This is a genomic window from Geobacillus sp. YHL, assembly GCF_022341265.1.
Classification (GTDB): Bacteria; Bacillota; Bacilli; order Bacillales; family Anoxybacillaceae; genus Geobacillus; species Geobacillus thermoleovorans.
Genome location: NZ_JAEIGB010000009.1, coordinates 14,494 through 36,549, shown reverse-complemented (window position 1 = coordinate 36,549; position 22,056 = coordinate 14,494). Strand labels below are relative to the sequence as shown.

Below are 22,056 nucleotides of genomic sequence, written 5' to 3'. Positions count from 1 at the left end.
TCCGAACTCCGTAGAAAAAGTTAGGGAAGCAAACCATCTTCACTGATGACTGCTTCCCTATCTCTAGCGGAAAAGGTCTATATAACTACCATTTTTTCAAACACCTATCCTTGAACGCTCTCACGCCTCTACGCCCACTATGCTTTGCCCTTCTTGAAAAAGCTGGTGATTCAAGGGGAAATGCTGTCCTCCAACAGTATTTCTCAAGTTGAAAAACCTTGCAACCCCACAACTTCCTGGCTCTTTCTCACTAGACTTCTAAGCTTTCGCTTCATCACGGAGAAAGTGATGGTTTGCCCTTTCGCTCAACCACGCCGCCACCGCTTCAATGTCATCAGAAAAGACGCGGTCAGCTGTAATGGAGGAAACAATGCGGCGCGCCTTATGGTAAAACTGCCTCGTTGACGGGGCCATTCGCTCGATGCCGCGCGCTTCGACAGCCTGCAAAGCGCAAATGAGCTCAATCGCCAACACTTTTCGAGCGTTTTGCACGATCATGTACGCATGGCGGGCGGCGGTCGTTCCCATGCTGACATGGTCTTCCTGGTTGGCCGATGACGGAATCGAATCGACGCTGGCTGGGTGAGCGAGCGTCTTGTTTTCCGACACGAGCGAAGCGGCGACATATTGCATAATCATCGCTCCCGACTGCAAGCCGGGCTGTGGGCTTAAAAACGGCGGCAAGCCTTCGCTAAGCTGCGGATTGACAAGCCGTTCGATGCGGCGTTCGCTGATGTTGGCCAGCTCCGCCACCGCGATTTTCAACAAATCCATGGCGATCGCAACGGGTTGGCCATGAAAGTTGCCGCCAGAGAGCGCCGTCCCGTCCGCAAAAATAAGCGGATTGTCCGTAGCAGCGTTCATTTCGATTTCAAGCGTTTCCTTCACATAACGAAGCGCCCTAAGCGACGCTCCGTGCACTTGCGGGAGGCAGCGGATCGAATACGCGTCTTGCACGCGCCGCTCCCCTTGCCTGGTTGTGAGTTGGCTGCCCGCTAAATAGCGGCGCAGCCGTTCCGCCACCTCCGCCTGCTCCTGAAACCCGCGGGCTGCATGGATGCGGGCGTCAAACGCGTCCACAATGCCATAAAGCGCCTCAATCGTCAGCGCCGCGATCCATTCACTGTCATACGCCAGTTGTTCCGCCTCTAAGTAAGCAAGGGCTCCGACGGCCGTCATCACCTGCGTGCCGTTAATAAGCGCCAGCCCTTCTTTTTCCTGAAGGGAAAGCGGTGAAATCCCCGCTTGTGAAAGCGCTTGGGCGGCAGGCATCCGCCGCCCTTGGTACATCGCCTCTCCCTCGCCGGCAAACGCCAGCGCCAAATGGGCGAGCGGCGCTAAATCGCCGCTGGCGCCGAGGGAACCTTGCTGCGGCACGATCGGATGGATGCCGGTGTTCAAAAATGCGAGCAACTGCTCAATGACCGCCGGACGCACGCCGGAATACCCTTTCAACAACGCATTCGCCCGCAAAAGAAGCATCGCCCTCACGACATCTTCGGCAAATGGCTCGCCGACGGCACAAGCGTGCGAGCGAAGAAGATTGATTTGCAGCTGTTCAAGGTCGCTTCCTTCAATGCGCACATCGGCGAGTTTGCCAAAACCCGTATTCACGCCATAGATCGTCCGTCCATTGGAGATCGCTTGTTCCACTGCCGCGCGGCTTTTCTCGACAGCCCTCATGCTTTCCTCATCGGCCGCCACCCGCTCCCGTTCATAGACAACACGTCTTACCTCATCGATCGTCAATGTATGCCCGGTCAATACGATCATCATTTCATCTCCCTTCGTTTGTTTTCTCAATCGAACGCCTGGGCAAACAAAAAAGGAGGCGCCCTGCCATATGGCAGCGTTCGCCTCCTCATGACTTATTGCTCTAGGCACTTACCGTCTTATATATGATTGATTCCGAGCCCGGCCGCCTCGTGCTCGAGCCCGCGCACCGGAGCGCCGATCGTCCCGTACAACGCAACGGCGATCCATTCCCCTTCGTTCGGCTGTTCATATGGCATACCGCGCACCACGGCGAAACGAAGGCCAGCGGTTCTCAACAAATCTCCTAACTCTACCTGCCCTCTCGTCACGCCATGCACTGCCTCTAAAATCGCATGGTATAAGGCGTGCATCTCACGGTACAAGCCACCGTCAACCACTCCATGCCGTTTCGCCGCCGTCTCAATTGCCGCGACGATTTTTTGCGGCTCCATCGCCCCGACCCGCCCTTGACAATAGCGCCAAGCGAGCGCCTCGAGCTGGCCGAGGGCCGCTTCTTCCTCTCCCTCGTCAAGCATCGCCAGCAACAATGCCAGCCGGCCGATGCGCGCTTGTCGTGTTTCCATTGCTTCTACACACCTATTGGTCTTTTTTTCTATTGTATGATGACAATGAATGCGATGTCAATTATGAATTTCCATTTTTTAGCACATTAAAACATTAACAGGCTGAACGATCGCCCTTTATGCTTCTGGATGGAAAATAGTTAGAAACATCTGCCTCGTGGCGAGCTATGGGCGAATCCCTCTTCTCGTCTTAACATGATCAATCCCTGTTTCCATTTTTTTGATTATATGATATCATATAAATATCAAATCGACACTATTAGGGGGATAGGTATGAGAGAACAAAAAGCATGGCGCATGGATGGATTTATCGGCATCGGATGCATCGCCCTTTTCGTTATGGCTGGTTTTGTCAGCCTCATTCAAGTGCAGCTCTTATTGGCCGTTTTCTGCTTCGCCCTTGCCGCCCTCTTGGCGACTGGCATCACGATCGTTCAGCCGAATCAAGCGAAAGTACTCACCTTTTTCGGCCGCTATTTCGGCACGATTCGCGACAGCGGGCTGTTTTTCACCGTGCCGCTCACCGTTCGAAAGAAAGTATCGCTGCGCGTGCGCAACTTCACGAGCAACAAGTTGAAAGTGAACGATGTTCAAGGCAATCCGATTGAAATTGCCGCCGTCGTCGTTTTCCGCGTCATTGATTCAGCCAAGGCTGTGTTCGATGTTGATGATTACGAACAATTCGTCGAGATTCAAAGCGAAGCCGCCATTCGCCATGTCGCGACAAAATATCCGTACGACACGTTTGAAGACGACAACGAGATTACGTTGCGCGGCAACGCCGATATTATTTCCGATGTTCTCGCCGCTGAGCTGCAGGAGCGATTGCGTGTCGCCGGAGTCGAGGTGATGGAAGCGCGCCTCACTCACTTGGCGTACTCCCCGGAAATTGCGAGCGCCATGTTGCAGCGTCAACAAGCAGCCGCCATTTTGGCCGCCCGGAAAAAAATCGTCGAAGGCGCTGTCTCGATGGCGCAAATGGCGATTGAACAACTTGACAAAGAAAACATTTTAGAGTTAGATGATGAACGAAAAGCCGCAATGGTGAACAACTTAATGGTCGCGATCGTCTCCGAGCGCGCCACCCAGCCGGTGATCAATACCGGCAGTCTATATTAACGGTTGTGGAGTGCGATGGCAAAGAAAAAACAATTTCCCCTGCGCATTGACCATGAATTATATGCCGCGCTCGAACAATGGGCGCAGGACGAGTTTCGCAGCGTCAACGCCCAGATCGAGTTTTTGCTGAAGGAGGCAGCGAAGCGGGCCGGACGGCTCGGGAAAGGAAAAACAGATCAAAAACAAGGAGGCTAGCCGATGACGGCTGGCTTCTTTCCTTTTTCAGTCATGGTCATTTGTTACAGAAATATAATGATAGCAGAGCCTTTTTTGAAAGGGGGCGAACCGATGCCGCATTCGCTGCCGCCGCTTGCCTTTTGGCAGCTCATCACGCCGCCGTTTCGCGCTGAAACAGGTGTGCCGTCGTCACAGCTTCCCATCTACGCAGCAACGACGCCTGCACCTCCCCCGTTTTTGCCGTACCGTTCCATCCGCTACACATCTTCGTATCCATCGTACCAGCAGCTGCGAGCGATTATCACCACCGATCATTTATCCTTCGTGAGGAGATGACATTATGGCTTGGGAGACGCCGCGCGAAGATATGTGCGTATATACGCAAGGCGAAATTGACAAGTGGGTGTATTCCACTTGCGGCATTTGCTCGAACGGCTGCGGCTGCTACATCGCGGTCAAAGACAACCGCATCGTCGGCATTAAAGGCAATGTCCGCTACCCAGTCAACCGCGGTCGGCTCGGCCCGAAAGGAGAAAACCAATGGTGGGCGAACAACAGCCTTGACCGGCTGACCCGGCCGCTCATCCGCAACCGGAGCGGAACACTCGTACCGGCAAGCTGGAACGATGCCCTTTCGCTGCTGGTGGAAAAAACGAAAGAATTACTTTCCGCTCATGGCCCGGAGAGCATCGCGGTTTACCATAGCGGGCAGCTGTATTTAGAGGAATATTATACGATCGCGAAAATCACCCGCGCCGGTTTGCGCACCCACCACGTTGACGCCAATACAAGGCTATGCACGGCGACAGCCGAATGGTCGCTTATCCAAAGCTTCGGCGCCGACGGTCCTCCGGCCTGCCTTGACGATTTGGATGTTGCGGAAGTCATCGTATTTATCGGCCGGAACTCAAACGAGACGAATACCGTCCTCTGGGAGCGGGTACTCGATGCCCGGCGGAAGCGCGGCACCAAAATTGTGGAAATCGACCCGCGCCTTGACATCAGCCAAAAAATGGCTGACTTATCGCTCCGGCCGAAAAGCGGCACGAACGTCGCCGTCTTAAACGGGCTGATTCATTTGCTCATCGCCAACGGCTGGATCGACCGCGGCTACATCGAACGCTATACGGTTGGGTATGAGCAGCTCGAGCGAACGGCCGCCCGCTACACGCCCGAAGTGGTGGAACAAATTACCGGTGTGCCAGAACGCGATTTGCGAACGTGCGCCGAATGGATCGGCACGTCAAAAACAACCGTCACCGTACTGCTGCAAGGCGTCTATCAAAGCATGGACGCTACGGCCGCCGCCTCGCTCGTCAATTCGATGCACTTAATCATGGGCAAAATCGGCAAGCCGGGGTCGGGGCCGTTTCAGCACGCCGGGCAGCCGAGCTCGATGTCCAACCGCGAAGTCGGCGGCGCCGGCTTTTACCCCGGATACCGGAACGATGAAAACCCGAAACATTTGCAAGAAATCGCTGATTTATGGAATGTCGATGTCGAGACGCTGCCGGTCGGCCCGCAAACGCATGTCATGGAGATGCTTCGGCTGATCGAGGAAGGGCACATCCGCATGTTTTGGGTGATCGCCACCAATCCGGCCGTTTCGCTGCCGAACCGCAAGCGGGTGATCGAACTGCTCAAACAGGTGTTCCTTGTTGTCCAAGATCCGTTTTTCAACGAAACAGCCGAGTTCGCCGACCTCGTTCTCCCGGTCGCTTTATGGGGAGAAAAGGAAGGCACGATGACGAATTTGGAGCGGCGCGTCAACGTGCTTCGCAAGGCGGTCGACCCGCCGTTCGGCTTGCCGTCCGACTTGGAGCTGCTGATCGAATTTTCCCGGCGCATGGGGTTTCGCGACCGAAGCGGGCGTCCGCTCATCACCTACCGCACACCCGAGGAGGCATTTAACGAATGGCGCCTCGTCTCAAAAGGTCGTCCGTGCGACATGTCGGGCATGACCTATGAAAAAATCGAACGGCTTGGGGGCATTCAGTGGCCGTGCAACGAACAATATCCCGAAGGAAAAAAACGGCTGTACACCGACAACGTGTTTCCGACGGCTGTCGATGAGGCTGAGTCATACGGTCGCGACATGCGGACAGGACGGGCGCGGACGCGCGAAGAGTTCGCCGCCATCGGCGCCAACGGACGCGCCATTTTGTACGGGATCGACTGGTCGCCGCCGCTCGAATGGCCGGATCGGGAATACCCGTTTTGGCTGAATACCGGGCGCAACGTCTTCCATTGGCATACGCGGACGAAAACCGGGCGGGCTCCGCTTTTGCAGCTGTCGGCTCCGGAAGGGTATGCGGAAATTCATCCGGACGACGCCGCCCGCTTGCAGATCCAAATGGGCGACTGGGTGCGCGTCTCAAGCCGCCGCGGTGAAGTGATCGTTCGCGCTCGCCTCACCGACTCCGTGCTGCCGGGCATGGTGTTTCTTCCGTTTCACTACGGATCACTGCTTGAGCAGGAAGCGGCAAACGAGCTGACACTCGATACGTGGGATCAAGTGTCAAAACAGCCGCATTTTAAAAACGGCGTTTGCAAAGTCGAAAAATGGTTAGGGAGAGAACAGGATCGCGATGAATGAACAATGGGACAATCGAAAAGAGATAAGCGGTCTGCTCAGCGACATTCAAGCGGCCAATGAAACGATCCAGCAACAGCTGCGCCCATACGTGCAAGAACATCGGTATACCTATCCGCTTTTTCAACGGCTCGCCGCATTGGCCGAAGAACTCAGCGAACACGTCTCCACCCTTCTTAGCGGACCGCTTGAACGAAACGAAGCAAAATATCATCTAAGCGTGCTGTTTCGCACGGCCGAAGCCATGGCAGAAACGAACGAGATGCTCAAAGCGGTCGGTCGGTTCCACCCGAGCGTGCCGCTTCAAGCGCTCACGTACGCGCTGATGCGGCTCGTGCCGACGGTGGCTGCCGCTTACGGCCATTATGAAAGTTTATTGATCGTCACGCCGCGTTTTCAACAGCTTAGCCGCCTTTGGCGCCATGCGGAAGGAGGATAAGCATGGAAAGCTACTATGCCGCGCTCAATGCCATGGCCGCCGCGCCGAACGATGGTGTATTCGCCATCACGATTGACGTGGAAGGCTCGGCCTACCAAAAGGAAGGAACATGGATGTGGATCGGAGCAGACGGAAAGACAACCGGCTTATTAAGCGGCGGATGCCTCGAAGAAGCGGTGGCTGCGCATGCGATCGAAGTGCTGTCAAGCCGGCAGGCGGCGGCCCTATCGTTTGACTTGCGCGCAGAAGATGACGGAGGGTGGGGGCAAGGAAGCGGATGCGACGGCGTCATCCATGTTTGGCTTGAGCCGGTCACAAACGAGACGAAACCGGATTGGCTTACGTTGAAACAGCGCCTTGACCGCGGCGAACATGTACTGATGGTCCGAAGCATCGTGTATCCAGACGAGCGGCCGTTTTTCCAAAGCGAAACAGGCGAACAATTCGGCGGTTGCCGCCGAACGCCGCATCGGGAATGGCGCGAATGGCTTCACAAAACGCCGTTTTATCAAGGGCGAAGCGGTTTGTACGAAGTGGACGGGGAAACATTTTACGTTCAGCACTTTTGGCCAAAACCGCGCCTTGTCGTATTCGGCGCCGGATCAGACGCCCCGCCGCTCGTCTCAGCGGCCAAAGCCGCCGGGTTTTCCGTCACCGTAAGCGATTGGCGCCCAGCGTTTTGCCATCCATCCCACGTGCCGGACGCCGATGCCTTCGTCATGGGCTTTCCCCATGAAACTGTTCCGCGGCTTCGCCTAAACGAGCGCGACTTTGTTGTCATCATGACCCACCAGTTTGAACGCGACCGCGAACTCGTTTCCTTGTTAGCCGACATGCCACTCGCTTATCTCGGTGTGCTCGGTCCGCGGCGGCGCACGGACCGCCTCTTTCCTTCCGGCTCGACGCCTCCATTTGTCCGTTCGCCGGCAGGGCTTTCCATCGGCGCACGCGGTCCGTATGAGATCGCCGTCAGCATCACTGCCGAATTGATCAGCGTCCTTCGCAGGCGGTCAACGGAGAGAGTATGATGAGTCGCCCAACCATCGCTGGCATTTATTTGGCGGCTGGAGAAAGCCGGCGGATGGGAACGGATAAACGCGCTTTGCCCTGGGGGGAAAGCACGCTGGGCGCTGCCGGCCTTCAGGCTGCGCTTCATTCTTGCCTTGCGCCCGTCATCGTTGTCGTTCCTCCGGACGATGCGCTCGCGTGGCTTCCAGACGAGCTTCGGAATCATGAAAACTGCCGCTTCACCCGTTGCGCTGACCATTGCCGTGGGCAGGCGCATTCGCTTGCCTGCGGCTTGCGGGAATCGCTCGCTAGCGGGGCGGACGCCGCTGTCGTATTGTTGGCGGACCAACCATTTGTCACTGCGGACGTAATCAATGCGCTTACCGACCTTTACCGCCGCCACCGTCCTGATTACGTCGCCTTCACCCGCTTCGGCACGCCGATGCCCCCAGTCATTTTTGGGAAACAAATGTTCCCTTCCTTGCTTGCTCTAAGGGGCGATGCCGGGGGGCGCACACTGTTTCACCATCCGCGTTGGCGCGGTCTCTTGTATGAAGGCGATGAGACGATCGGCATCGACATTGACACGATAGACGATTATAAGCGTGCCGTCATGGATCGAGAAGAAAAGGAGGGACGCCACCGTGGCCATCGGTAAAAGCATCATCCGCAAAGAAGCGTGGGATAAAGTGACCGGCCGGGCGAAATATACGAACGATTTCAAAGAACAGGGGATGCTTCATGCCGCTCTAGTAACAAGCCCATACGCCCATGCGCGCATCCTCTCGCTGGATGCACGCCGCGCGCTCGCCGTCCACGGCGTCCATGCTGTTGTGACCGGCGAAGGGCTTCCGCTCACCGGTGAAGACATGCGCGATCGTCCGCCGATCGCCGTCGACAAAGTGCGCTACTATGGCGAAGTCGTCGCCGTCGTCGTAGCCGATACGCTCGCGCAAGCCGAACAAGCAGCCCGCCTCGTCCGCGTCGTTTACGAACCGCTTCCAGCCGTCGGCTCGCCGCGCGAGGCGTTGAAAGAAGGCGCTCCATTATTGCATGAACATCTCGACCGCTATGAAAAAAACAAAACGACTCATCCTGAGCCAGGGACAAACGTCGCCCACCGGACGAAAATCCGAAAAGGCAACATTGAACAAGGGTTTGCTGAAAGCGACGTCATCGTCGAAACAAGCGTATCGTTCGCCCCTTCCGATCATATCGCGATGGAAACACGCTGCGCCACGGCAGAAATTTGGCCGGACGGCACGATCCATATTTCCGCCTCCTCACAGTCACCGTTTATGATCAAGAAGTTGCTTCATACGTATTTTGGCGAAGAAACCGGCAAAGTCATCGTCCATACGCCGCTTGTCGGCGGCGCCTACGGAGGAAAAGCGCCCGTCCAGCTTGAGCTGCTTGCCTACCTTGCCTCCAAAGCGGTCGGCGGCCGAAAAGTGAGCGTCTGGAACAGCCGCGAGCATGACATGGTCACTTCGCCCGTCCATATCGGTTTGGAGGCAACCGTCAAAATCGGCGCGACAAAAGAGGGCTTGTTCAAGGCCATGGAAATCTTATTTCTATTTGACGGCGGGGCTTATTCCGACAAGGCGATCGATGTCAGCCGCGCCGCAGCCGTCGATTGCACCGGCCCGTACCATGTCGAAAACGTCTTTTGTGATTCATTGTGCGTCTATACGAATCGCCCGTACGCGACGCCGTTTCGCAGTTTTGGCCATTGCGAACAGGCATTTGCCGTCGAGCGGGCCATCGATGAATTGGCACGAACGCTTCAACTTGACCCATGGGAGGTGCGGCGCAAAAATGCCATCCGCCCGGGGCATACGACCCCGACGCAAGTGCGGCTCACGAAAAGCAACGTCGGCAACATATCAGCCTGCCTCGACCGGTTGCGCGAGCTGATGCGCTGGGACGAGTGGCAGCGCGTCGAAGTGGACGCTTATACGGTAAGAGCAAAGGGAATCAGCAGCGGCTGGAAAACATCGACGATCGACACAGATGCTAGCTCGGGCGTCATCTTAACGTTCAACTCCGACGGCAGTGTCAACGTCATCTCCGGCGTCGTCGAAATCGGAACCGGAACGAAAACGGTGCTCGCGCAAATCGTTGCTGAACGGCTGAAGATGGACGTCGATTGTGTCCATGTCAAAATGGATATTGATACGCAAACGACGCCGGAACATTGGAAAACAGTCGCCAGCCGCGGGACGTTTATGGCCGGACGTGCGGCGCTTGCCGCTGCCGACGACGCCATCCGTCAGTTAAAAGACATCGCCGCCTGCGTCTTGCGGGCCTCGCCGGACGATTTGGAAGTCGGGTTCGGGCGCGTCTTTTTGCGCGATGACCCGGCCATCTTTCTTCCGATCAAAGACATCGCCTATGGCTACAAGTTTCCGAACGGCAACGCCATCGGCGGGCAAGTGATCGGGCGCGGCCGCTACATTTTGCGCCACTTGACCCCGCTTGATCCGGAGACCGGCGCCGGCAAACCGGGACCGGAATGGGGCGTATGCGCCGAGGGAGTGGAAATTGAGTTCAACCGCCGCGACTACACGTATCGCATTGTCAAAGCGTATGCGGTCATTGATGCCGGCAAAGTGCTCAACCCAAAGGCAGCGCTTGGCCAAGCAATGGGGGCGATGAGCATGGGGCTAAGCTTTGCCAGCCGCGAAGGGTTTCTTTTTGACAACGAACAGCGCGTGTTAAACCCACAGTTGCGCACATACCGGCCGATTCGCTTCGGCGAACATCCAGAGTACATCGTTGAGTTTGTCGAAACGCCGCAAATCGATGCCCCATACGGCGCTCGCGGCATCGGCGAACATGGCTTGATCGGCATGCCCGCCGCCTTGGCAAACGCCTTGTCTCTCGCTGCCGGCGTGCCGCTCAATGAACTGCCGCTTGTGCCTGAACTCATTTGGCGGACACAGAAAGGGGACTCCTATGGTTCCGTTTGACTTTGCCTACTACCGGCCGCAGTCGATCGCCGAAGCGACAGCGCTGTTTGCGGCGCTCGAGCGGGATGGAAAACGACCGCTCTACTACGGCGGCGGCACGGAAATCATCACGTTGTCTCGGTTGAACCTTGTCCGCACCGCGGCCGTCATTGACATAAAATCGATCCCTGAATGTCGGTCGCTTGATGTCGACAATGGTTCTCTCGTGCTCGGAGCGGCGCTCTCCCTCGGCGAGCTCGAAGAAGCAAATCCGTTCCCGTTATTGACAAAAGCGGCGCGAGAAGTCGCCGACCGGACAGCGCGCAACCAAATTACGCTCGGCGGCAACATCTGCGGACAAATTTTTTACCGTGAGACCGCACTGCCGCTATTCGTCGCCGAGGCGGATGTCATCATCGCCGGACCATACGGCATCAGGCAATGCCGCTTCCTTGACTTGTTTCATCAACAGCTGCAGCTTGGCCGCGGTGAATTTGTCGTCCAGTTCAAGGTTGACCGTGCCACCGCCACCCTGCCCCATTTCCACCGCAAGCGCCGCAAGCAAGGGGAAGTCGGCTACCCGCTTGTGACGATTGCAGCGCTGAAAAAAGACGGGACGGTTCGCGTTGCCCTAAGCGGCATCTACCCGTTTCCGTTTCGCTCGGCTGACGTTGAGGCGCACCTCAACGACCGGAACCGCCCAGTTGGTGAACGAATCCAAGCAGCGGTTGACGCCTTCCCGCGCCCGATTTTGCACGATATTGAAGGCTCAGCAGACTACCGGCTGTTCGTGGCCGCCCAGCTGCTTGAAGATATGCTTCGTGAGCTCGGAGACGGAGAAACCGTCTAAACAGGAGGTGAGCATGCGGACATGGAGGAAACGACAAAGCGGGAGCTTGTGCTGCACGTTAATGGAGAACGAAGATCGATCGTCACTCGCCAAGCCGAAACGCTGCTGTTTGTTTTGCGCGATGGGCTGGGGCTGACCGGGGCCAAGCCAGGCTGTTTGAACGGCGACTGCGGCGCCTGCACCGTCTTAGTCGACGGCACGCCAATCAAATCGTGCATGATGCTCGCGATTGAGACAGTCGGCAAAGAAATCACCACGATCGAAGGGCTTGATGATGCCCCCATTCAGCACGCCTTCGTCCGCCACTTCGCCTTTCAGTGCGGCTATTGCACTCCTGGATTCATTATGAACGCCCACGCACTCATCGAGCGGCATCCGGGCGCGGATCAAGCGACGATTCAAGAATGGCTGGAGTCCAATATTTGCCGCTGCACAAGCTATCAAGAAATTGAAGCGGCGGTCAAAGAAGTGCTCGAAGCCAAAAAAGCAAAACCAACAGATCCTTGACGAGCAATGGATATCCCGCACCCAATCGGGATATTCTTTTTTGATGCGGTATACATCTCATCGAAAAGGCCGGTGATTTACTAGGGCAACAGCTTCCCGGAATCGCTTCTCAAGTAGAAAATCCTTGTAGCATCAGCCCCTATTTTCACACGTTCACCCATCGATCAAGGAAAACAGCGGTTTTTCACCGGCCTTCTAAATAGCTATTGACAAAAATATAACGTTAACGTTAATGTTATGTTTGTAAAACAGATCGTTCACTGTGATCACGGGAAAGCGAGGGGCCCCGAATGGAGCGATTCAAAATCGATGACGTCGCCAAAGCAACCGGCCTAACAAAACGGACGATTCGCTATTATGAGGAGATTGGCTTGATCAAGCCGCCGGCGCGCAGCGAAGGCGGCACACGCCTTTATACAGCTGAGGACATCGAACGGCTGAAAAACATCGTTGCCGCGCGCGAAGTGCTCGGCTTTTCGCTGCAGGAGCTGCAGCATTTTTTGGCGCTGAAAGAAACGATGGAGACGCATCGGGCGGAATATCGACATGAGGCCGCTGGGAGCGAAAAACGGCGTGAACTGGAACAAATCAGCGCTGGATTGCGTCGGCAAATCGCCATGCTGGAAGAGAAAATGAAGAAGATGGCCATGCTGAAGCAAGAGCTGGAACAAATGGCAGAGCGGGTAGACGCCCTCTTGCAAGAAAGGAGAGAAGAATAGTGGAGGAAGGGAGAAAAACAAAGGCGCGATGGATTACCGTCGCCGCCGCCTTTTTAGCGTTTATGGGCATCGGGATCGTCGACCCGATTTTGCCGGTCATCGCCAAAAGCATCGGCGCCACCCATTGGCAAGTCGAAATGTTGTTTACCGCCTACATTTTGACGATGGCGGTCATGATGATCCCGGTCGGTCTTGTTGTCAACCGTATCGGCGATAAACAAATGATGGTGGCAGGGCTTGGCCTCGTTACGATTTTTTCGTTGTTGTGCGGCTTTGCTTCTACTATCCCGCAGCTGTCGCTCTTTCGCGCCGGCTGGGGATTGGGCAATGCGACGTTTTTCGCCACAGCCATGACGTTGTTGATCGCGTTGACGCCGCAGGCAAGCACCGCGGTCGGCCTGTATGAAGCGGCGATCGGCCTCGGCATGGCCGGCGGTCCGCTCGTCGGCGGACTGCTTGGCCAACATTCATGGCGCTATCCGTTTATCGGCACGAGCGTCTTGATTTTCATTGCCTTTTTACTCGTCACCTTTTTCGTCTATGATCCGAACAAAGGAAAGCCGAAAAAAGCGGTCGGCCTGCAAGAAATGCGGCGGTTGCTTTCGTTCCCGCCATTTTTAAAAGGGGCGGTCGGCGGCATGCTTTACTATTACGGCTTTTTCGTCGTATTGGCGTATTCGCCTTTGATCATTGGACTGTCGGCCATCCAAATCGGCCTCGTTTTCTTCGGCTGGGGGCTCTGCCTTGCTTATGGCTCAGCGGTGCTCGCCCATCAGCTTGAGAAACAATATGAACCAAGGGAAATTTTGCCATACGGTTTGCTGATGTTCGCAGCCTTATTGCTGCTTCTTGTAGTCGCCAAGCCGACATGGCTTATGGTAACGCTCATCATTTTGTCTGGGCTCGTCTCCGGACTCAACAACGCTTTGTTTACAAGCTATGTGATGGAAACATCGCCATATGAGCGGGGAGTGACGTCCGGCACGTACAACTTCGTCCGCTGGCTCGGAGCGGCCATCGCTCCGGTGCTGTCCGGCATCATCGGCCACACCATTTCCTCAAAAGCACCGTTTATGGTCGCCATGGCGCTGGCGCTCATCGCCTTTCTGTTCCTTTCCTGGCGCAAGCGCAAGACTTCGGCACCCAAAACGGCATAGCCGTAAAAAAAACAGGCGATCACAATCATTTCGCGTCTAAAATCAGAAAACGCCCGTTCCAGACGGGAACGGGCGTTGTTCACAATTCGCTTCCCGGCCGCAGCCATTTTGTCATCGTGTTCGCGGCGGCGAAGCATTGCCCTTTTTCACGAAACTGCTTCCATCCTCCTGCTTATGGCGCTCGCTGTTCAGCTATGAACCGTCCGCTTCTCGCTGATAAGAACGCCGCGTTTTTTCATCTCGTCCATATACACATCCCCCGGAACGATTTGCTCCGGCGGATAGACGCCGCGCTTTGTGATCACCCCGCGGCCGATGAGCTGAGCGACAGCAGAAATCGTGTAGGCCGTCGTACGCGCCATCGCCGTTACCTTGTTTTCGCGGTCATTAAACGTGACGGTCTCGTATTCCAATACCGTTTCCTTCCCGCCTTTTCGGCCGCCGACGATGACCCGAAGCAACACCACATCATCTTTCCCTTTCAAATCAAGCAGCGGCTTCAGGACGGAAAGCAGCACATCGCGCGGTTTGACTTTGCATCCATTGACCTCCACTTCCACATCGTGGCGCGTCAAGTTCAAATCGACGAGCAGCTTAAATTTTTCTGCATGGCCGCGGTAGCGGATCGTTTTGTACTCGAGCCGCTTCAAGTTCGGAAACGAGCGCGAGAGCGTCGACGTCCCTCCTGAGGTATGAAACGCTTCAAGCGGCCCAAACCGGTCGAAATAAATCGGTTCCACTTCGGAAAGCGACGGCACTTCCTGCTTTTGGCCGTCGCGGATAATGAGAGACGGATCGGTGTAATGGTCAAGCAGCCCTTCCAAGGAAAACACATGGTTGTACTCCAGCGGCGGTTCGGGGCGGACAGGAATGCCGCCGACATACAGCAAGATGGATTCCACCTCATCGAGTTGACTCGCCCCATAGCCGGATAAAATGTTGATCATTCCGGGTGCGACGCCAAGATCCGGAATGATCGTCACCCCCGCTTTCTGAGCCTCCTCGTGCATTTCAAGCACCCGATCGGTAATATGGCCGATATGGCCGCCTAAATCAACGGAATGAACACCCGTTTCGATCGCTGTTTTCGCCACCGTTTCATTGAAGCGGTAAAACAAGGCATTGACGACGACATCATGCCCTTGCATGGCCGCTGCCAGTTGTTGCGGATCGCCGGCATCCACCCGCACAGCGGCAAGCTTTTTGGAATGAAGCTGCCGCACCGTCTGCTCCGCCTTGGCCAAATCGACATCCGCCAACGTCACCGCCTCAACATCTTGGCTTTGCACTAAATCGCGTGCTGCTTCTTTGCCCATCAGCCCCGCTCCAAGCACGAGCACTTTCATCGTTCTTTCCCCCTCTGTCACCGATTCTTTGCCATACGCTCACATGACAGCCGCTTTTTTCACATCTTTGCCGCGGCCGCTGCTTCGATTCACGATATATGTTCCACGTTGATCTTCGCTTCTCTTTTGCCGGCCATGTTGCAAGCGACAGCCCGGTTCAATCATCGGTATCGATTTGCGCCCGCTGCAGCTTGCCGCTGAAATCGACATAAATGCTCCGCCATTCGGTGAATACGTCAAGCGCAGCGACGCCGGAGTCGCGGTGGCCGTTGCCCGTCCCTTTCGTGCCGCCAAACGGCAAATGAATTTCCGCTCCCGTTGTGCCGGCGTTGACATACACGATGCCGGTGTCCAAATCACGCATCGCTCGGAATACATTGTTGACATCGCGTGTGAAAATGGCGCTTGACAGCCCATAATCGACGCTGTTGTTGACGGCGATCGCTTCGTCCAAACTGCGGACGGAAATGATCGACACAACCGGGCCGAAAATTTCTTCGCGGGCGATGCGCATATTCGGCGTGACATCGGTGAAAATCGTCGGCGCGTAATAAAAGCCGCGCGCATAGTCGCCCTCGCGCAATATATAGCCACCCACAAGCAGTTTCGCCCCTTCTTCTACGCCAATGCGCATGTAGCGGTCGATTTTTTGAAGCGCCTCTTCATGGATGACGGGTCCGACTTTGACCGTTTCATCCAACCCGTTGCCGATTTTCAATGTTTTCACGGCTTCAAGCAGACGCCGCTCAAGCTCCTGTTTCACCCGCTCATGGACGATGACCCGGCTGCACGCCGTGCACCGCTGCCCCGACGTGCCGAACGCACTCCAGATGATGCCGTCAACCGCCAATGTCAAATCCGCATCATCCATCACAATGACGGCGTTTTTTCCTCCCATTTCAAGCGACACCTTTTTCAACAGCCGTCCGCATTTTTCCGCAATCATCCGCCCGACTTCATTCGATCCGGTAAATGAGATGACCTTGACATCAGGATGCTCGACGAGCGCATTGCCGACTGTCGGCCCGTCACCGTGGACCACATGAAACACTCCCGGCGGCAAGCCCGCTTCTTCAAAAATGCGAGCTAATTCCTGCGCCATGATCGGTGTCTCGGGCGCTGGCTTCCATACGACCGCATTGCCGGCAACAATGGCCGGAAACGACTTCCAAGTGGCGATGGCAATGGGAAAATTCCATGGAGTGATGATGCCGACCACTCCAACCGGCGTGCGGACGCTCATGGCGAATTTGTCTTTCAGTTCAGACGGCGTCGTATCGCCGAACAACCGCCGTCCTTCTCCCGCCATGTAAAACGCCATATCAATGCCTTCCTGCACTTCGCCGCGCGCTTCCTCAATCACTTTGCCCATTTCCATCGTCAACAGCCGGGCCAACTGTTCTTTCCGCTCCTTTAGCAGCATCCCAACTTTATACAAGATTTCCGCGCGTTTCGGCGCCGGCACGAGGGCCCACTGTTTTTGCGCTTCTTTGGCTGCCTGAACCGCTTCATCGATATCGTTTGGCCCGGACATCGCCACCTCGGCAATCGTTTCCCCCGTCGCCGGATTGATCACCGGCGCAAATTGCCCGGTGCTTGGCTCCTTCCATTCTCCATTGATATAGTTTTGGATTTTCACTGTATACTCCCCCCATTTTTCTAGATGATTTATTGAGATAATTTATACATTGAACGCCGAGCGATGATCGTCAGGACTTCCTCTTGGCCCGCAAGTCTTGGATCGTTGCCGCCACCGAAATGTGGTTCGGATCGGTCAACACTTCAATCACCGTCGGCTTCTTGGCTTCAAGCGCCAACAGAAGCGCTTCCGTGAACTGTTGTTCCGTCTGCACTTGGAATCCGCAGCTGTTCAAGCATTCTGCCAACCGGGCAAACGACACGCGGCCTAAATCGGTGCCGATGACCCGCCCCGGAAACTGCAATTCTTGATGCATGCGGATGGTGCCGTACATATGATTGTTAAACACAATGCTAATGATCGGAATATCGTATCGAGCGGCCGTTTCCAACTCCTGCACCGTCATCATAAAGCCGCCATCCCCGGATAAAGAAACGACGGTCCGGTCGGGAAAGGCCAGTTTCGCGCCAATGGCAGCCGGCATGCCATATCCCATCGCTCCTGACGTCGGGCCGATGTACGTGTGCCCATCCCCAAACGGGAAAAAGGCGTGAAGCCAACCGGCGAAATTCCCAGCATCGTTCGTAATGACCGCATTTTTCGGCAAATGGCGACCTAAACTCGCCATGACCGCTTCATGGAGAGTTCGTTTTTCAAGCGGCAACGCGGCCGTTTGTTCGTACCGTTCCCTCCGTTCAGCCGCCCATTCCTGCCAAGACGGCTGCACCGCGATATCGAGCAAACGGGACAGCGCTTCCCGACAGTCAGCCCAAACCGCGATATCCGGTGCATACACTTTTCCGAGCCCATCGCTGTCAATATCGATATGAATCAGCGTCTGCGTTGGAGATAGCAAACGGTAATCTTGCGTCGTCACTTCCGACAGCCGCGTCCCCAACGCAATCACCACATCGGCCTGCTCAGCCGTTTCCATGACCTCTTTCGGCGTCCCTAGGCCTAGGTGGCCGACATAGCACGGATGGTTGTGGGGAAACACATCATGCCTCCGGAACGCCGCCATGACTGGAAGTGCATACTTTTCCGCCCATAAGCGCAGCAGCTGCTCGGCTCCCGACCATTTGACGCCGCCGCCGGCAATCACGAGCGGCCGTTTGGCGCGCTCGAGCCGCTCCTTTATATTCCGTATATCCTCTTGCCTTGGGGCCGGCTTCGGCACATAGGTCTCGGCCATCACTGCTTCCGTTATCGTTTTGGAAAATACATCTTCTGGCAGTGAAACGACGACGGGGCCGGGCCGCCCTGTTTTCGCGGTGCGAAACGCCCGTTGCACCAGCTCTGGCACCCGCTCGGCTTCGCGAATTTCGACCACCCATTTTGCGATCGGACGAAAAAACGCTTCCATATCGACTTCCTGAAATCCTTCACGTCCTAGGAAGCGGCTGTTCACTTGCCCCAAAAACACGACCATCGGAGTGGAATCTTGCCTGGCGGTATGGACGCCGATCGTTAAGTTCGCCCCGCCAACCGCCCTTGTAGCCAGCACGACGCCGCACTTCCGCGACGCTTTCGCATACCCTTCCGCCATAAAGGAAGCACCCCCTTCATGGCGGGCGGAGATGAACTCGATGGATGGCTCATCATAGATGGCATCAAGCAGGGGCAAATAACTTTCTCCCGGCACACCAAACACATAACGGATTTGTTCCTGTTTGAAACATTCGACGATGGCTTGAGCCACCGTGATGTGACGCATCGTTCTCTTCATCGCGCCGATTCCTCCCAATCCACTTGCTTCCATCGTTCAACGGCTTGCTGCAGACGCTCCATCGGCGCTGACAGCGATACGCGGACATATCCTTCCCCTGCGGATCCAAACGCTGTTCCCGGTGTTACGATGACTCCCGCTTCTTCCAGCAATTTGGCGGCAAATCGTTCGGACGAGTATCCGTCATAGACCGGGATCCACAAGAAAAAGGTCGCTTTCGGCCGCTGCACGTCGATGCCCAGTTCTCGAAGTCTCTCGACCATCATATTCATGCGTTGTTCATAAATGCGGCTATTTTCTCGAATAAACGTCCGTCCGTTCGTCAAAGCGGCCACCGCCGCCTTCTGGATCGGAATAAACTGGCACGTATCCGTGTTGCTCTTGATCACCGAAAGCGCTCGAATCATGTCCCGGTTTCCGACTACGTATCCGATGCGGCAGCCGGCCATGTTATAGCTTTTGGACAACGATCCAAATTCCACCGCCACTTCCTTTGCCCCGTCCACCTGCAAAATGCTCGGCGCTTGAAAACCGGCAAACGTCACGAACGAGTAGGCCGCATCATGAGCAATGAACATCTGGTGCTGACGGGCAAGTGAAACGGCTTCGGCAAATACATCCAAATCGACAGCGGCGGCCGTCGGATTGCTCGGATAATTGAGAAACATGATTTTCGCTTGGTCATAAACGGACGAGGGAAGCGCATCAAACCGAGGAATATAACCATGTTGCGCATCGAGCGGCAGCGATAGGCTCTGGCCGCGGGCAAAATGGACGGCCGTCCGGTAGACAGGATAGCCCGGATCAGGCACTAAGGCGAGCTCGCCGGGATTGAGAACGGCTTGCAGCAAATGGACGATTCCTTCTTTCGAGCCGATTAACGCCAACACCTCGGTCTCCGGATCGAGCTTGACGCCATATTCCCGTTCATAAAAACGCGCGACCGCTTCCCGATACTCCCTGCAGCCGCCATACGGCGAATACGTATAGTGTTCTGGCGCATCGAGCGCTTCTTTCAACGCTTCGATGACAAAGGAAGGGGGCGGCAAATCGGGGGCGCCGATCCCTAAATCAATGACATCGACCCCGAGCTTTAGCAGTTCTTCTTTTTTCTTCTGAAATCGGGAGAACAAATATGGCGGCATCGTCTGCACAATATCGGAAAATGTGTTCAATCCCATCCCTCCTCATGGCCCTTCGTTTCAGTTTATGCGCACGCCCATCACCCTCATGCCCGTCTCACGTTCAAGAAGCAGCCTATCATACCAATGGCTTTCTCACATCAAGACATCATCAAAATCTTTTTTCTCGAAAAGCGGTCGATGCAGGAGAAGTGGTTATTTTTTCACTAAGCTGCTAGAAAAACGCGATCAACCTTCTGAAACCCGGCCCTTTCGCCATAAAAAGAAGCGGCCGGCATCATCCACGGTTCGATGACGCAACTGGCCGCTGTCTATGGAAGCGAAGCGCCGGCGAAGGCGCCGCGATAGACTGCGCAGTTTTCCCCGCATGATCATTCTATGACTAGAAATTTGCACCTTATGCCATTATCATAATCAATCCGAAACGATTTGTAAATATATTTTTTAAAAATTATATATTTTTAAAATAATAAGGAACCGCACCAATTTGCAGAACAAACAAGAGGGGCGATGAACGTTCGCCCCCCTCCGCTGCTTCGATCAGCACCGAGCGTTTTCCAGCTCATGCTTTTTCCGTTGATCGAACTTCCATATCCTCTCCACCATGCCGAGCATCGCAGCCCGCTTCTTGTCATTGATACAGCGACGACCCTTGCCGAATAAATTGTTGCGCTTTTTCTTTCATCCCCTCCTCTTTGATTTTCCGTTGCAGTTCATGTGAAATGTTCATGGAACAAAATTTCGGCCCGCACATCGAACAAAAATGGGCCGTTTTCGCCGCCTCAGCCGGCAATGTTTCATCATGATACTCGCGGGCCCGTTCCGGATCGAGGGATAAATTGAACTGATCGTTCCAACGAAATTCAAAGCGCGCTTTCGAGAGCGCGTCGTCACGCTGCTGAGCGGCTGGATGCCCTTTTGCCAGATCAGCCGCATGGGCGGCGATTTTATAGGCCACGACCCCGGCGCGTACGTCCTCTTTATTCGGCAACCCTAAATGTTCTTTGGGCGTTACGTAACAAAGCATCGCCGTTCCATAAGCGCCAATGATGGCGGCGCCAATCGCTGACGTAATATGGTCATACCCGGGCGCGATGTCGGTGACAAGCGGCCCTAACGTATAAAACGGCGCTCCATGACAAATTTCCTGTTCCCGCTCGACATTTTCGCGAATTTTATGCATCGGAATGTGCCCCGGCCCTTCGATCATCACCTGCACATCATGCTTCCAGGCGATTTTCGTCAGCTCGCCGAGCGTCTTGAGTTCCGCAAACTGCGCCTCATCGTTCGCATCGGCGATGGAGCCGGGGCGCAAGCCGTCGCCAAGGGAGATCGCGACATCGTATTGTTTCAAAATCTCGCAGATTTCTTCAAAATGCGTATACAAAAAGTTTTCTTCATGGTGGGCCAAACACCATTGGGCGATGATCGAGCCGCCGCGCGAGACAATTCCGGTCGTCCGGTTGGCGGTGAGCGGAATGTAATGAAGCCGCACACCGGCGTGGATCGTCATGTAGTCGACTCCTTGTTCAGCCTGCTCGATGAGCGTCTCGCGGTACACGTCCCATGTCAGCTTCTCCGGCACCCCTCCTACCTTTTCGAGCGCCTGATAAATCGGCACCGTTCCCACGGGGACCGGCGAATTGCGGATGATGTACTCGCGCGTTTCATGAATGTGTTTGCCGGTCGATAAATCCATGACCGTATCGGCGCCCCAACGCACCGCCCAAAGCAATTTTTCCACTTCGTCTTCAATCGATGAAGAAACAGCCGAGTTGCCGATATTGGCATTAATTTTCACATGGAAACGACGGCCGATGATCATCGGTTCGCTCTCTGGATGGTTAATATTGGCCGGAATAATGGCCCGACCAGCGGCGACTTCTTGGCGGACAATTTCTGGATCGATTTGTTCACGAATCGCGACAAACTCCATTTCTGGCGTAATGATCCCCCGTTTGGCGTAATGCATTTGTGTCACTGTTTTTCCGGGCTTTGCCCTCAATGGACGGCGCACAAACGGAAGCGAACGTTGGATCGCAACAGAAGACCGCTCCATTTCCTCCACATCGCCGCGCTCGACAATCCAGCGGCGACGAAGAGGAGGCAAGCCTTTCTCCACGTCCGGTTCAAAATCGGGATCCGTATACGGGCCCGTCGTATCGTAGACACGCACCGGTTTGTTTTCCACCATTCCTTGCGGCGTTTTCGTTGGCGATAAAGCAATTTCTCTCATCGGCACGCGCACATCCGGGCGCGACCCTTCGATGTACACTTTGCGGCTTTCCGGAAACGACATAAACGAGCGGATGTTTTCCATGCGTGGCTTCCCCTTTCAACATAA

General features: G+C 55.4%; 19 protein-coding genes. 12 read left to right on the top strand and 7 right to left on the bottom strand.

The annotated features are described in order from the left end of the window. Positions 1 to 258: 258 nt before the first annotated feature. Both hutH and hutP read right to left on the bottom strand, forming a co-directional pair. Positions 259 to 1,773: a histidine ammonia-lyase gene (gene hutH, locus JCR24_RS09915; RefSeq protein ID WP_238980541.1), complete on the bottom strand. Its 1,515-nt coding sequence runs from the start codon at positions 1,771 to 1,773 to the stop codon at positions 259 to 261. A 119-nt stretch (positions 1,774 to 1,892) separates the two neighbouring features. Further along, positions 1,893 to 2,339 carry a histidine utilization transcription antiterminator HutP gene (gene hutP / locus JCR24_RS09910; RefSeq protein ID WP_014194867.1) on the bottom strand — a complete coding sequence of 149 codons (447 nt, stop codon included), beginning with the start codon at positions 2,337 to 2,339 and terminating at the stop codon, positions 1,893 to 1,895. A 273-nt stretch (positions 2,340 to 2,612) separates the two neighbouring features. Between hutP and JCR24_RS09905 the strand changes: the two genes are divergently transcribed. The 12 genes from JCR24_RS09905 (at position 2,613) to JCR24_RS09850 (ending at position 13,859) form a co-directional block, all read left to right on the top strand. Continuing rightward, positions 2,613 to 3,458, top strand: a complete 846-nt coding sequence (locus tag JCR24_RS09905) for an SPFH domain-containing protein (RefSeq protein WP_047757530.1) — start codon at positions 2,613 to 2,615, stop codon at positions 3,456 to 3,458. Between the two features lie 15 nt (positions 3,459 to 3,473). Further along, complete coding sequence (locus tag JCR24_RS09900) at positions 3,474 to 3,653, top strand: type II toxin-antitoxin system antitoxin (protein ID WP_238980540.1); 180 nt, start codon at positions 3,474 to 3,476, stop codon at positions 3,651 to 3,653. A 93-nt stretch (positions 3,654 to 3,746) separates the two neighbouring features. Beyond that, complete coding sequence (locus JCR24_RS09895; RefSeq protein WP_014194863.1) at positions 3,747 to 3,971, top strand: hypothetical protein; 225 nt, start codon at positions 3,747 to 3,749, stop codon at positions 3,969 to 3,971. A gap of 4 nt (positions 3,972 to 3,975) precedes the next feature. Further along, the gene (locus JCR24_RS09890; protein WP_023633774.1) at positions 3,976 to 6,231 is read left to right on the top strand and encodes a molybdopterin oxidoreductase family protein; all 2,256 of its coding nucleotides are present in this window, start codon (positions 3,976 to 3,978) and stop codon (positions 6,229 to 6,231) included. Next, entirely contained in the window at positions 6,224 to 6,667 is a 444-nt protein-coding gene (locus JCR24_RS09885; protein ID WP_014194861.1) for a hypothetical protein, read from the top strand. Before JCR24_RS09890 ends, JCR24_RS09885 begins: the two co-directional genes overlap by 8 nt. 2 nt (positions 6,668 to 6,669) lie before the next feature. Then, positions 6,670 to 7,695: an XdhC family protein gene (locus JCR24_RS09880; RefSeq protein ID WP_238980539.1), complete on the top strand. Its 1,026-nt coding sequence runs from the start codon at positions 6,670 to 6,672 to the stop codon at positions 7,693 to 7,695. Continuing rightward, the gene (pucB, locus tag JCR24_RS09875) at positions 7,695 to 8,333 is read left to right on the top strand and encodes a xanthine dehydrogenase accessory protein PucB (protein ID WP_238980538.1); all 639 of its coding nucleotides are present in this window, start codon (positions 7,695 to 7,697) and stop codon (positions 8,331 to 8,333) included. The genes JCR24_RS09880 and pucB overlap by 1 nt, the downstream gene beginning before the upstream one ends. Beyond that, positions 8,320 to 10,647 carry a xanthine dehydrogenase family protein molybdopterin-binding subunit gene (locus JCR24_RS09870; RefSeq protein WP_238980537.1) on the top strand — a complete coding sequence of 776 codons (2,328 nt, stop codon included), beginning with the start codon at positions 8,320 to 8,322 and terminating at the stop codon, positions 10,645 to 10,647. The genes pucB and JCR24_RS09870 overlap by 14 nt, the downstream gene beginning before the upstream one ends. Continuing rightward, positions 10,634 to 11,476, top strand: a complete 843-nt coding sequence (locus tag JCR24_RS09865) for an FAD binding domain-containing protein (protein ID WP_238980536.1) — start codon at positions 10,634 to 10,636, stop codon at positions 11,474 to 11,476. The genes JCR24_RS09870 and JCR24_RS09865 overlap by 14 nt, the downstream gene beginning before the upstream one ends. A gap of 21 nt (positions 11,477 to 11,497) precedes the next feature. Then, positions 11,498 to 11,983: a (2Fe-2S)-binding protein gene (locus JCR24_RS09860; RefSeq protein ID WP_238980535.1), complete on the top strand. Its 486-nt coding sequence runs from the start codon at positions 11,498 to 11,500 to the stop codon at positions 11,981 to 11,983. Positions 11,984 to 12,273: 290 nt separating this feature from the next. Beyond that, positions 12,274 to 12,702, top strand: coding sequence for a MerR family transcriptional regulator (locus tag JCR24_RS09855; protein WP_013144239.1), 429 nt, complete (start codon positions 12,274 to 12,276; stop codon positions 12,700 to 12,702). Continuing rightward, positions 12,702 to 13,859, top strand: coding sequence for an MFS transporter (locus JCR24_RS09850; protein WP_081132981.1), 1,158 nt, complete (start codon positions 12,702 to 12,704; stop codon positions 13,857 to 13,859). Before JCR24_RS09855 ends, JCR24_RS09850 begins: the two co-directional genes overlap by 1 nt. A gap of 188 nt (positions 13,860 to 14,047) precedes the next feature. Here JCR24_RS09850 and JCR24_RS09845 read toward each other — a convergent pair whose 3' ends face one another. From JCR24_RS09845 to thiC, 5 genes are all read right to left on the bottom strand, one after another. Beyond that, positions 14,048 to 15,205 (bottom strand): saccharopine dehydrogenase family protein, encoded by a 1,158-nt coding sequence (locus JCR24_RS09845; RefSeq protein ID WP_238980534.1) that lies wholly within the window; start codon positions 15,203 to 15,205, stop codon positions 14,048 to 14,050. Positions 15,206 to 15,362: 157 nt separating this feature from the next. Further along, a complete protein-coding gene (locus JCR24_RS09840; RefSeq protein WP_238980533.1) occupies positions 15,363 to 16,844 on the bottom strand; it encodes an aldehyde dehydrogenase family protein in 1,482 nt (493 codons plus the stop codon). Between the two features lie 70 nt (positions 16,845 to 16,914). Further along, complete coding sequence (locus JCR24_RS09835; RefSeq protein WP_238980532.1) at positions 16,915 to 18,570, bottom strand: thiamine pyrophosphate-binding protein; 1,656 nt, start codon at positions 18,568 to 18,570, stop codon at positions 16,915 to 16,917. Next, positions 18,567 to 19,745, bottom strand: coding sequence for an aminotransferase class I/II-fold pyridoxal phosphate-dependent enzyme (locus JCR24_RS09830; RefSeq protein ID WP_013144234.1), 1,179 nt, complete (start codon positions 19,743 to 19,745; stop codon positions 18,567 to 18,569). Before JCR24_RS09830 ends, JCR24_RS09835 begins: the two co-directional genes overlap by 4 nt. A 598-nt stretch (positions 19,746 to 20,343) precedes the next feature. Further along, on the bottom strand, positions 20,344 to 22,032 hold the full coding sequence (gene thiC, locus JCR24_RS09825) for a phosphomethylpyrimidine synthase ThiC (protein WP_011229874.1): 1,689 nt from the start codon (positions 22,030 to 22,032) through the stop codon (positions 20,344 to 20,346). Between the last annotated feature and the right edge of the window lie 24 nt (positions 22,033 to 22,056).